The sequence below is a fragment of the Peribacillus sp. FSL E2-0159 genome, assembly GCF_038643155.1.
In the GTDB taxonomy this organism is placed as follows: domain Bacteria; phylum Bacillota; class Bacilli; order Bacillales; family DSM-1321; genus Peribacillus; species Peribacillus simplex.
Window position 1 is genome coordinate 334675 of the sequence record NZ_CP152053.1, and the last position, 13053, is coordinate 347727.

Genomic DNA, 13053 nt, shown 5'->3' on the forward strand with positions numbered 1-13053 from the left:
AAAAGAAGACGTTATTTTCTTAAAGATTACATTTTAATATCGATTAGTACTTAGAAGAAAAAAGGAAGGGGGGAATCCTTCCTTTTTAATTATCAATTTCAATATACAATTTATTATTCCTTGAATTTATTTGCTCTTTTACATTTTGAATTAAACAAAAATTCTTCAAGAAAATATATCAAATGGTTTGTTTATTCCTCCATGAGTTCATATATTAAATTCTGAAGCATTTCAACAGCCTCTGTCATTTTTTCCATGACGATAATATTTTTTGAAATAATCATTTCCAGCCGCATGTCTTTTTCATTTTGTTCCTTTTCATATGCTGATTTTTCAATGACAGCTTTTAAAATTTCTTGTCTCGAAATAGATTTTTTCTTTGCCATTTCATCAAATTTTTTTACTGCGATTGGGTCTATGTTTCTTAAAAATATATCCATGATTTATCTCTCCTTTTGGATAAAAACCCAAATTGGGTTAAAGGCTTATAGAGTTAGAAAGAGCATAAGGAAAACCTGATATCACCAAGGGTGATATCCTAGGCAAAGCCTAGTGTTTTATATGATATCGTTAATTTTTTTTAGGTGGGCTGACATGGGACTCCTTATTGATATAGGTGGGCTGACGTGGGATACCTGAACTTTTTCAGATGGACTGATGTGGGCACTGAATAATAATTAAAAAGCAGTTATTTAGTGATATCACTAAATGTTAATCAATGTCCCCTTTGTGTCCCCCTATTTTCGACAAATGTCCCCTTCGCGTCCCCCTATTTAATTGAATGTTACTTAAAAAAAGAGAAGGGAACCTTCTCTTTCATTTCAATTTTTTATTGGTTTTTTCGACGGAATTTAGCGATGTTGTTTCTTAGACTTTCTCCAGTATTTTGACCAATTTGATATGTCCGTTTAATCGTTTTTACTGATTGACTGTTTAGGACATTATTAGCAATTAGGCTTCCAACATGAAGAGTTTCTCGGTCAGTTCCTTTTTCTTGTATTGGTGTTTCCTTATTAGGTTCTGCTTCCATTTCAGAAGAACCCGAAGGATAATTTGATTGTGAAAATGAAAGTGATGAAGGACTGACACTGTCATAGTCACCCGACATTTTTTCATTTTTTTGTATATCGCCAATGTTCATTTTGTTTGAAGATCCAGACGAAATGGAGTGTGGACTGTTTACGGCTGCTGCACTCAGTTTTCCATTACTGGAGACACCATTCAAAACCATTTGATCATGCAACCCTATTACTCTCCCTTTTCCTGTTTGTCCCTTTTCTTGTTGTTGTTGAGTCATTTCTTGCTCAATGGACGAAGCACCTTCTTGTGTTCCAGTTTCAATTTCCCCAGAACTTTTAGAGCCATTTGGACTTTGTTTTTCTTGATTTTGCTCTCGTGCTTTTATATCTGCAGAATGACCACGGTCAGAACCATTCGAAGTTTGTTCTGTGCATTGGTCCTGTCCTTTTGTTCTAAGGCCTTGTGCCATTCCTGCAACTCCTGCAATACCACTTACACCCTTCAATGCGGCCGATTTACCTTCACTTGATAATCCTTTCAAAGTATTTGCAGTACCCTTTGTTGCACCGGTTACACCTTTTGCAACAGCGTAACCACCAGCTACGGCTCCCCAGCTAGATTTCAGTCCTGCATCAATACCAAATAACCGTTCAACGATATTGGGGCCATCAATTACAGCAAGAGAGAAAGCAAATAATGCGATTAAATAAGCGACACCATCCAATTTATCGGTAATAAACTCTGTACCAAGTAGATAGATTTTCATTGATAGGAAAATCATAATTGTCACTAGAAAAGTATTTATGATACTTTGTAGGATTTTCTTTGTCTTTTGTCCTGAATGAATATCAGCAGGGGCTATAATGATTGCTAATACATAGTTGAATGTTAATTCATAGAACAGTTTTGCTAGTTTTAAAGAGATTGTCAGCATTGTAAAAGCCGTTATACTTAAAGTGATTGTAATTGTCCAAAAGTTCCAGTCCCAACGGTAATATTTTTCTTTAAAGGCAGTAAAGAAACCATTATCTAATTTAACTTTCTTGGCATTACCAAGATCGTCATACTCCAAACGATGAGAGTAGACCTCACGCCCTGTATCTGTCATTTTTTCTCCTGCAAGTTCAAAATCTTTATCAATAGATTGTGTTATATTAATTTTTAAAATTCGATCTTTTGGAATTCGATTTGGATGTTTAAGTTCAGTTGTATTCCAACCCGTTACGTCAAATTGAGCAAGGTCAGTCATATTGTCTTTAATAACTTTTTGACTAATTGAGCCTTCTTCAACCACATCAAGAGCATCAATAGCTTTATCTGTGAATTGATTTGCCTTTTCCATGCCTTCTTGTATCAAAGCGAAAAAAAACATTATCATAAACACATTCACAATAATGGCTTCACGATCCAACTTTTTTTGAAAAATGAGCTGATATCCTGTATAGAGAAGCGAAAACCCCATCAATATCACAGAAAGGGGAATAAGAAATTCTACAAAACTTGTAATTTCAACACTGTCGTAAAACATTTTTAATCCCAGGATTGAATCTGTTATGTTTGATAGGGAATCAACAAGCCATGCAAGCCCCTTAATAATGGCCCATCCTATCCAACGAAGCATATAACTGATTGGATTGGTTACTTCGAGAAAATCAGAGAATTTTTCAAGTATCCTTGCTACTTCTTCATCCATGCAATCTCCCCCTAGTTCACCTATTTCAAATATTCCTGCTGCACACTTTGAACAAATGTTGCTACTTCAAAATGAATATCATCTTCTGAGAGATCGATAAAATCTAGTTTCTTTTTTACTTCACCATCTTGATAAAAAGCAAATGTTAACGAATTTTGTTTTAAGCCAAGTTTTGAAGTATCTTCTTTAGCATGATAAATATTTAAATCAATGTTTTTTTCTTTTGCTACACGTTCAATTTCCTTAATTTTAAAATCTTCTTCTTCTTTTCTACTCTCAAATGGTGACCTTACATATAAAAAGCCTGTTTTAAACTTCTCAGCTTCCTCTAGACTCAATTCAGTTGTTTTACCATAACCTTTTACACCATCACTCCCGCAAGCTGAAACATTCAATGCAAAGAATAAAACAAGACACCCATTAAGAATCTTTTGAAAGCTCATTTATAAAATCCCCTCTCAATTTTTATAATAATATTGCACCTTTTACAGTTTTGCAGGGAGATTCAAATTTATAGACAAAGAAAATCATATCTTCTGTTCCTTTTAAAACGAAAGCTTCAGTTAAAATGCCACCCTTATCTTCACACTCATTTATGTGTTTATTTAATAATGCAGCTTGTATTTGATTTAGTGGTTTTTTCAAGTTCAAGTTCATGATAATCTCTCCTTCGCGTATAATAATGAATTAGAATTATTTAAAAAATATGATCCTCTTGTAATAGGGGAGGCTTTCTTCAAAGTCTTCATATCAGTTATTTATAAGAAGATAATTGAAAATGCTCACCTATTTGCTCACCTGACATTGAAATAACATGACACTAAGTGAAGTTATTTTAGGTGGCTTTGACCAAAAGTGTTGATATTATTACCTTGTTACTTCTTATTAAATTATTAATTGAATGGGCGGCATGATGTAATCATCGCCTAGAACCCTTGGTATATAGGGGTTTGTAAGGTGAAGATTAGTGAAATGCTAACTTTTTGCTAACTTTCAGTTTTTGAAACAACTTTATTTCACCAATTAGAGGAGGCCTTTCGTAAGTTCACTGAACTTATGGGAGGTCTTTTCTTCGATATTTTTGGTCATATGAGCGTAAATGTTCATCGTCGTGTCTATGTCTGAATGCCCTAATCTTTCTTGAATCTCTTTTACGCCTGCCCCAGCTTTAATGAGAAGGGATGTATCTCCTCTTAAACCAACCGCAATTTTTATCCACCTTTAAAATACGTCCCATATGTTTTCCAGAGGAACGATTTCTTTTCACCAGCTGGGAAACAAATGTTTTCCATGCTAAGGGAATCGCTGAGAACGGGATCTGATGTTAAAAGAACGGCTGAGGGACGTGCAAGAGCAAAGGCCCAACTGTATAATAAATCACCAGAAAAGTTCCATTTTGATCAATCTTTATTACCACAGTACAGTATCGGAAATAATTTTATAAAAGAAGACCATGACTTATAAAAAATCATGGTCTTTTCAATGCTCTAAATTTTGATGCCCGTTTCACTGATCGAATTCGTTATCGGACGTTCGTTAGGTAATTTGCGTGTACATAACCTGTTCCCTTACCGTACTGAATTTTGTACCAAGAACTGCTCTTAGTAATTACGGTAACGATTTGGTTTTTCTTCAAAGAGCCAAGAACTTTCCCTGATGTTGATGGTTTGGAACGGACATTTAACTTCGTAGCATTGACCTTGCCAGTCAAATTCTTCGCTGCCGGTTTGTTTAATGTGTAGGAAGTCGTCGTTGTACGTTTGTTCTTGCTTGGATCGATAGCTGTAATGGTAAATGTATACTTTCCGTTCGATTCCTTTGTTACATTCCATGATGCACTTTGGATACCGGCATTTTTCTCTGCATTATTGGTCAGTGTCACCAAGATTTTGCCTTTTGCATCTTTTACTTGAACGGTGACCTTCGCCTTTTCGTTAATATCATACTTCAAATCAACTTTACTCGTTTTTGAATCATATGAGGTTTTTATATGATTAATGGAAGGTGCCGTTGTATCGGGTTTCGTTAATGTAAATGGAACCGTTGCTGAGCTTTTATTTTGATTGCTGTCGATCGTTGCAATTTCAAATGAATACTTACCGTTCGAAACCTTCGATACATTCCACGATGTCCATTGGACACCGGCATTTTTCTCTGCATTATTGATCGGAGTAGCTTGGATTTTGCCTTTTGCATCTTTTACTTGAACGATAACCTTTGATTTTTCATTGATCTCATACTTCAGGAAAACTTTATTCGTTTTTGAGTCATATGAGGTATTTGTATTTTTAATAACTGGAGCCGCTGTGTCGGGCTTTGTTAATGAAAATGGAACAGATGCTGAACTTGCATTATTACTACTATCAATCGCTCTAACTTCAAAGGAGTATGAACCGTTACTTACCTTCGATGCATCCCAAATGGCTAATTGCGATCCTGATGGCTTTTGATCCCCTTTGACAAGAGAAGCGATGATTTGCTCTTTTTCATCCTTAACTTCCACTGTCACCTTCGCTTTTTCATTTGTATCAAAGGTTATTTTGACTTGGTTTGTTTTAGAATCGTAATACGTTTTTATATCTTTAATCGCTGGTGCTGTTTCATCCTTAGGTGCAGGGTCCGGAACTGGTGTTGGGATTGGGGTTGGAATGACAGGTGCAGGGTCCGGCTTGACTGGTTCTACTTCTTCAGGCTCTGGCTCATAAGCTTGTTTTAAGCTTGTCCCTTCATAATAGAAAGCAAGAATCTCGTGATACGTATTTCCCTTTTCGCCAGCCTTTTTCGCTCCATACTGACTTAGTCCGACACCATGGCCGTAGCCCTTGCCTGAAACGTTAATCACATCCCTTGCAGTATCCACTTTGTCTACTAAAAAGCTTTTCATGAAACTCAGACCGATAATGTCTCTAATTTTCGAAGCCGTTACATCTTCTAATATTACACTTTGCTGTAGCGCTTTCCCCTTTTCTTTCACTATAAATTCAATCGTAATACTTCCTTTACTCACCCTGCCGCCACTTGTTAGTGCGTGAAGGGATAGATGAGGGACAGCCGTTATTTTAATGTCTTTGCCGGTATAGCCATTTTTCTGTAGCCATGCTCTTATATTAGAAATTACTGGTGTTTGTTCAGTTTCCTTGGTATTAGCCCACCATGTATCTGCTTTTGTCAGATCTAAGTTTGTAAGGTCTATTTGTTGCTTTTTTACACTAAAACTCCAGACAGCTTGCGGATCATATGGATCTTCTTTAACCATTAAATATGGTAGCTCTGGACCAACCCAAACATTTTTGTTGGACTCGGTTTTCCCTCCATTGCTAGAGGAAAAAAGTGCATCTGAACCTATATGTAGTTTTTCACCATAACCAATGACCTGACCTTCTGTTGCTTTAACAGCTTTTGTTGAGTTTTCGTGCCAAGTGTAGCCACCGTATACCTGGTAACTCATTGTGTCATCGGGCGTTCTGTTAATGTAGCTCATCGCATAGGTTCTTGCCGCAACAGCCTGTGCCTTTAAGGCTTCCTGATTCCATAAAGCCGGCATTTCAGCTGGAACAACCCCTTTTAAATAATCTTCAAGACCAATTGAGTTATACGGACGGATGAATTTCCCATCTTCCATAATAAAACGGAAACTACCTAAGTATGTACGGCCATTAATCGAAAGTGGACCGTTCCCTGTTTCAGGTTTCACTTCAATCTCAGAAGCTTTGCCTATTTCTTTTGAATCTGTCAGAACAACAATGTCCGTACCGCTGACCCTCAACGTATACTTCTTGTTCGATTCTAGCTTTACATTTGCTAGATTCGTAGTGTACGTGACTTCCGGTTCGACGGTAATCTCAGATTTGTTACCAAGATAGCTTTTTAATTTAACCTTAATGATCGGATCGGATGTCGCCTTAACTGATATTTCTGGAAGCAAAAATAGCATGAGAACGAGTGAAACAAACATCCATATTCCAAACCGTACCTTTTTCATTGAATAACCTCCTCTGAATTTGAAAATATACCTAAATAATAGTATACCATCCATAATTAGACATATGATATATTTTACTATTTTAGGAGTCCCACCTAATTGCCATCACTAGCACAGGTTTAACATGTCAAAAATTCTGGATTAAAAGATAACTAGCTGTTAAGTTAACCGGAATTGGGGATCGAGTAAAGAAACTAAAACATGAATTCGTGTTTTTAGGAGACATACCACAAACCCGTTCTTTTCTCCGGTTTCAAGGGGAGAACATGGAAAAAAGCAGTTTGCATGTATATGTTCTTTTGCATGAAAAGGAAAGCGTATGTGTTTTAGAGGAACACACCTTTTAGGACTCATATAAGTAATAAAGAGGTGAATGAGGTCCAACCTACGATAGTACAGAAGGCAGCTAAATCCCCGCAAGTAGCGACCTATGCTCGCTCGGACACCACAACAAGTCTACAAGCAAGGCAAGGAGAACAAGGCTAAGGCCGAAGATAAAGAGAGGAACCCAAAGGCCAGGGATACATTTCTCGTGGCGAAGCCAAGCCCGCGCAGGGGCCACTCAAGAATTATCAAAGATTTTTCTGCATTTTTTACCTTTTGGAGAAAAATGGACAAAATCTCACCTATATGAGAAGAAAACGGTCTTTGATATCTTAGGTGTTGTATATATTGTACGATGTCACAAAAGCTCAAATCTGCATAATGATATTTTAAAATACTTATTCAATAGGTTTATTTGCTATGCGTCTTTTTGGTGTAGTCTTAGAAAATCAATGAGAACCCACCACCATTTTACCCTTTGGTATGCTTAGCTTGATGGCGATGTGGCGAGACCTCGTTTGGGAATAAAAATATGAAAAACTCTTTCGAAACGGATATGAAATAGTTATATTAATTTCATAATGCGAAAAAACCATGTAAGGAATCCTAACATAAACGACTTTTCCTGTAATGTTTGTTGTTATAATAACCCCAATATTAGGAAAACTTAAGGGGGATATGAATGAAAAAAACACATCCAGCAATTGTTATTTTTCTTTTCTTTTTAGGTTGGGTTTTTATGTATGCTGATCGAAACATACTTTCGCCAGTTATGGGGAGTATTGGTGATGAATGGGGACTTGATAATTCTCAATTAGGGTTAATGTCGACTGTATTTTTTGCCGCTTATGCACTTATGCAAATTCCAACTGGATTTTTAGCAGATAAGTTTGGAAGAGTGAGAGTTTTAGTTATTGGATATATACTATTCGGTGTTGGAACATATTTTAGTGGACTAGCTGCAAGCTTTGGTATTTTTCTATTAATGCGTGCGTTAACAGGTCTTGGCGAAGGTACATATTATGGTTCACAATATGGAATTTCATCAAGTATAACTCCTAAAAAATATAGGGGACTAATTTCTGCACTTATAAATAGTGGAATGGCCTTTGGTATTTCTCTTGGATTTATTGCATCGAGTTATTTTACATATATTTTAAATAAAGGATGGCAATTTCCATTTTATGTTTTTGCTATACCTACTATCATTGTTGCGATTTTAATTGGACTATTTGTACGAGACAATCAAAAACAAGAAAAGAAACAAAAACAGGTAATACGAGAAAAAGGTAGTATAAAACAATTATTTACAAAAAATCATATATTGGTATATATTTTAATCTTTTGTTCATTGTATGGATTTTTTGGAATGCTGACATGGCTCCCTTACTATTTACAAACAACGCGTGGAGTTGAAGCTTCACAAACAGGAATCATCGCATCGTTGGTACCATGGGCTTCAATACCAGGAGCAATTATCTTTGGTTACTTGTCAGACAAAATAAAAAGCAAAAAACCACTTATTATCATATTAGCAGTTGCGGGAGCTGTTTGTCAGTTTGCAATTCCATATATTGAAAACTATTCCTTGCTTCTTATTGGATTAATCTTATATGGGTTCCTTGGAAAGTTGGCACTTGATCCAGTATTAATATCTTATCTGGCAGATATAACTCCTTCTTCAATGTATTCAAGAGTATATGGATTTTTCAACTTTAGTGGAATGCTCTCTTCCATATTCGCCCCTTATATTACTGGATATTTCGCTGACAGAACAGGGAGCCTAGAATTCGGTTTTTATCTATCAGGAGGTTTATTGTTAATTGGAGCAATGTTGTTTATTTTTACGGATAAACGATTAAAAGCAACAGTCGTTACTTCAAAATCAATGAACTTGTCTAAGGAGGAAACAGCATGATGAATAAAACAATTGTTGGATCCAAAACAATGGTAGTTAGTCCTCATTATCTTGCATCACAAGCTGGAAATTCCATTCTCCAAAAAGGCGGAAACGCATTTGATGCTGCAGTAGCTGTTAGCGCTTGTTTAGCAGTCGTATATCCACATATGACGGGACTTGGTGGTGACTCCTTTTGGCTTACATATAGTGTAAAGGATCAAAAGGTTCGTGCTTATAATGGGAGTGGCCGTTCAGGTTCTAAACTTACACGCGAAGTATTTAAGGGGAAAAAATCGATTCCCCATCGTGGTGTAGAAAGTATCATTACAGTACCTGGAATGGTGGATAGTTGGGATGCTTTGTTAACAGAATATGGGCAACTATCTTTAGCTGAAGTTTTAGAGCCAGCCATTCAGTATGCGTCAATAGGTTTTCCTTTTTCAAAGGATCAGCATGAAAATACGGTAAAAAATGCTGATTTACTACGGATTGATCCGGATACAGCAGCAATTTTTTTACCAAATGAAAGAATACCTGATTTAAATGAAAGATTTGTACAAACTAATCTAGCAACTACATTAAAAGATCTTGCTCGATATGGAAGAGAAGGTTTTTATAAAGGAGAGTTGGCAGCTCGAATTATTTCGAGTTTAAAAGAAAAGGGTGGAATGTTAACGCTGGAAGATTTTGCTAATCATCAAGGTATGTGGACTGATCCGCTTTCAACGTCATATCGAGAGTATCAAATATACCAGGTTCCTCCAAATTCACACGGGTTTGTCGGATTAATGGCTCTTAATATATTAGAGAATTTTGATCTTTCTTTAATACCAGAAGGTTCTTATGAATATTATCATTTATTAGTAGAATCATTAAAAAGGTCCTTTCAAGATCGTAATGCAGTACTAACAGATCCTGATTTTCACTCCATTCCCTTAGAGCAATTATTAAGTAAATCCTATGCGAAAGAAATCGCAGATTCAATTGATCTACATATTGCAAGGGATATTCAAACGCAATCAGTCGGTAGTGATACAGCTTATGCTGCCATTATGGATGAGGAAGGCAATGCGGTTTCCTTTATTCAGAGTCTTTACTTCGAATTTGGCTCTGGGGTCGTAACAGGTAATACGGGGATTATTATGCAAAATAGAGGGTCATTCTTTTCACTTGATGAATCGCATGTAAACTGTCTAGAGCCAAATAAGAGAACTTTCCACACTCTTATGCCAGCGATGGCATTAAAAAATGAACGACCGCGGATTCTGTACGGTACACAAGGAGGGGAGGGACAGCCGCAAACCCAAACTGTCATCATCACGAGAATGATTGACTATGGTATGGATCCCGGGAGAGCAATCAGTGAACCTAGATTTGTTTGGGGAAGAACATGGGGAGCTGATTCACAAGAATTAAAAATAGAAGGACGAGTTAATCTTAACGTAATTGAACAGCTAGCAAAAGCAGGACATTTAGTTAATAGAGTAAAAGAATTTGACGGTGTTATGGGTCATGCAAATGTAATTTTAATAGATGATCAAGGCTTTGTTCATGGTGGTGTCGATCCAAGAAGTGATGGTGCAGCTGTAGGCAGGTGAAAATAAAAATGATAATGGTAACCCGTTTTCATAATACTTTTAACGAGGATTCAGTAATGAATGCTCACCTAACATGTGAATATTAATTTTAAAGAAAAAGGCCTCCCACAGTTTACTGTGGGAGGCCTCTTTCTTCTTTGTTGTCAGCCATTGAACATACATCGTTATTTGAATATCTGTATGTCCTAATTGTTGTGAACTGTTGAAAGTTGGATTAAAAATGTTTTTAACTTAGTGAAGGATCATCAAAGGCGGTTTTCCCTTATTTCGGTGGATGTTTGATTTGTAGATTGATAAAATTGTTAACGCTTACATTTTTTGCAGATTGAAGTTGCAAAAAGATGTACTAAACTATTTGAATATGTCCATTTATAATCAAATTATGAAAGGGGTTACTATCATGAAAGAACGGTCTCAACGAGTACTTACCAGATTTTTGAAAGTAAATACCTTTTTGACTTGTGAGGATTTAAGTAAAGAGTTCAATATTAGTGAGCGTACTTTTCGAAACGAATTGGTTCTGATTAATAAATATCTGTCTGAAAATAATTATCCATCCATTACGACGATAAGAGGAAAGGGGTTGAAGTTAGACCTGTCTGATGTGGACCGCGGAAAGCTCCAATTGAAAATTGGTGATGATAGGGAAACGGATTATTATAGGCCCAATGAACGTTTTCTTGCCTTACTTTTAGATATTGCCGATACCACAAAAAGGACAATGCTTTTTGAAATGGAAGAAAAACTGCAGGTATCGAAAAGTACATTGGATGAGGATATGAGAAGACTTCGCCAGTTTTTAAAGGAATATGGTATTTCTGTAGTGAGTTTAACGAAGCAAGGGATTGTATTAAAAGGAGATGAACGATCAATACGCACTATGCTGTACGACGTAATTAATAGTGTTACAGATATTTCTAACCTATTGGGGTACCGAGATAGAGATACTGTGAATACCTTTGCAGATCAATTTGTCCTTGATTATTTGGATACAAGTGTATTGAGGGTCATTGGAGAACATTATGACGAAGTCTTTGAAAAGTCTAGAGTAGAGATTAATCATGTATATCGAAATCAAAGCATTCTATTTTTAGGTATATGGGTAAGGCGGTTGCAAGAGGGAAATAACCTTAGGGAATTAGCCAAAGTTAGAGCCGAGATAAAAGAAGATCCTGTCAGAAATTTTGTGGATTTCATCTGTATGGAGTTTGGTTTATATCCATCATTAAATGAAATAAAATATACTACCTTTACAATCGAATCGTTTAATCCAAAAGATATGAATAATTCATTCGATTGGGTTACCGCACAATTATTAGCTATTCAATTAATTGAGCATGTAGAAAAAGTAACCAGAATCCCCTTTTCTCAGAGAGAAGAAGATTTGTATGAAGGTTTGTATAAGCATATCACGGGGTTATTAAGCAGGGCGAAGAACGATTTACAGGTATTTAATCCGTTGAAAGACACTATTAAGGAGTCCTTTGCCGAGATTTATCAGGCAGTCACTTGCTTTAGTAAGCAAATAGAGGACTATATAAAAAAACCATTATCAGAAGATGAGATCGGGTTTTTGACCGTTTATTTTTCAACTTCTGCCAGCCAGATAAAGCAGAAAGAACAATATGTTTATCAGGCGGTTGTGCTTTGTAATCATGGGATTTCAACTGGAAAGCTATTGGCAGCGAATTTGAAAGAGCAATTCAATATCGAAATTGTAGCAGTATTGAGTTCGTTTGAATTAGCCTTTATTGACAAGCTGGATGTTGATTTAGTTTTTACGACCATTTCAATTGATTATCCAAGAAAACCCGTATTATTGCTTAATCCAATATTAAGAGAAAGTGATAAGAAGGAAATTAAAGATTTTTTACTCAAAAATAAGAATAAGAGAAGGATCGTTTCCAATAAGTTAGATGCCACAATGCTAATGCAGGATATTCTTATGTTAATTGTAGAAAGCGGCGGTACGGTAACACAGGAAAGCTATCAGAAAGTAGAAGAGACTTTTAAAGAACATCATTTAAAAATTAATACAAGGGAGATACAGCCGATGTTGCAGGATATTTTGAGGGATTCCAACATTCTACTAAAGCAAGAATGTAAAGACTGGAAAGAAGCGATTACGAAATCTGCCCAGATATTGTTAACAGAAGAGGTCATTGAAGAGCGATATATAAACGCCATGATTAAATCTGTTGAAGAGTATGGGCCTTATATAGTAGTAGGGAAGCATTTAGCGTTAGCACACGCAAGACCAGAAGATGGAGTAAATAAATTAGGTATTAGTGTCATGACGTTAAAGGAACCGGTGAATTTCGGAAATCCGGATAATGATCCGGTGAAAATTGTTTTTTGTCTAGCTGCAGTGGATTCTTATTCGCATCTAAATGTGATGAAAAATCTGATTGAGTTAATTAATGATGAAGAGAAATTAGACCAGTTAATTACAGCACAAGATGTAACCATGTTTAATCAGGTGTTATATGGAAGTGAAGTAATGGAATGAGGAAAGCTGTGGTTATTACAATTGGTG

Annotated in this window: 9 protein-coding genes and 1 pseudogene; 4 read left to right on the forward strand and 6 right to left on the reverse strand. The window is 36.1% G+C overall.

The annotated features are described in order from the left end of the window. Positions 1 to 191 precede the first annotated feature (191 nt). From NYE63_RS01815 to NYE63_RS01835, 5 genes and pseudogenes are all read right to left on the reverse strand, one after another. Positions 192 to 440, reverse strand: a complete 249-nt coding sequence (locus NYE63_RS01815; protein ID WP_342603853.1) for a hypothetical protein — start codon at positions 438 to 440, stop codon at positions 192 to 194. Between the two features lie 389 nt (positions 441 to 829). Then, complete coding sequence (locus tag NYE63_RS01820; RefSeq protein WP_342603854.1) at positions 830 to 2713, reverse strand: pLS20_p028 family conjugation system transmembrane protein; 1884 nt, start codon at positions 2711 to 2713, stop codon at positions 830 to 832. Positions 2714 to 2733: 20 nt separating this feature from the next. After that, the gene (locus NYE63_RS01825) at positions 2734 to 3156 is read right to left on the reverse strand and encodes a hypothetical protein (protein WP_342603855.1); all 423 of its coding nucleotides are present in this window, start codon (positions 3154 to 3156) and stop codon (positions 2734 to 2736) included. Between the two features lie 22 nt (positions 3157 to 3178). After that, complete coding sequence (locus tag NYE63_RS01830) at positions 3179 to 3370, reverse strand: hypothetical protein (RefSeq protein ID WP_342603856.1); 192 nt, start codon at positions 3368 to 3370, stop codon at positions 3179 to 3181. 366 nt (positions 3371 to 3736) lie between these two features. Continuing rightward, positions 3737 to 3898: pseudogene (locus NYE63_RS01835) on the reverse strand (tyrosine-type recombinase/integrase); the annotation flags it as partial. Positions 3899 to 3994: 96 nt separating this feature from the next. Here NYE63_RS01835 and NYE63_RS01840 point away from each other — a divergent pair. Beyond that, positions 3995 to 4177 carry a hypothetical protein gene (locus NYE63_RS01840; RefSeq protein ID WP_063235580.1) on the forward strand — a complete coding sequence of 61 codons (183 nt, stop codon included), beginning with the start codon at positions 3995 to 3997 and terminating at the stop codon, positions 4175 to 4177. Between the two features lie 58 nt (positions 4178 to 4235). Here NYE63_RS01840 and NYE63_RS01845 read toward each other — a convergent pair whose 3' ends face one another. Continuing rightward, positions 4236 to 6695, reverse strand: a complete 2460-nt coding sequence (locus NYE63_RS01845) for a SpoIID/LytB domain-containing protein (protein WP_342603857.1) — start codon at positions 6693 to 6695, stop codon at positions 4236 to 4238. A 1006-nt stretch (positions 6696 to 7701) separates the two neighbouring features. Here NYE63_RS01845 and NYE63_RS01850 point away from each other — a divergent pair. The 3 genes from NYE63_RS01850 (at position 7702) to NYE63_RS01860 (ending at position 13026) form a co-directional block, all read left to right on the forward strand. Beyond that, positions 7702 to 8937, forward strand: a complete 1236-nt coding sequence (locus tag NYE63_RS01850) for an MFS transporter (protein WP_342603858.1) — start codon at positions 7702 to 7704, stop codon at positions 8935 to 8937. Continuing rightward, positions 8937 to 10517 carry a gamma-glutamyltransferase gene (gene ggt / locus NYE63_RS01855; RefSeq protein ID WP_342605660.1) on the forward strand — a complete coding sequence of 527 codons (1581 nt, stop codon included), beginning with the start codon at positions 8937 to 8939 and terminating at the stop codon, positions 10515 to 10517. The genes NYE63_RS01850 and ggt overlap by 1 nt, the downstream gene beginning before the upstream one ends. A 400-nt stretch (positions 10518 to 10917) precedes the next feature. Beyond that, entirely contained in the window at positions 10918 to 13026 is a 2109-nt protein-coding gene (locus tag NYE63_RS01860) for a PTS sugar transporter subunit IIA (protein ID WP_342603859.1), read from the forward strand. Positions 13027 to 13053 lie beyond the last annotated feature (27 nt).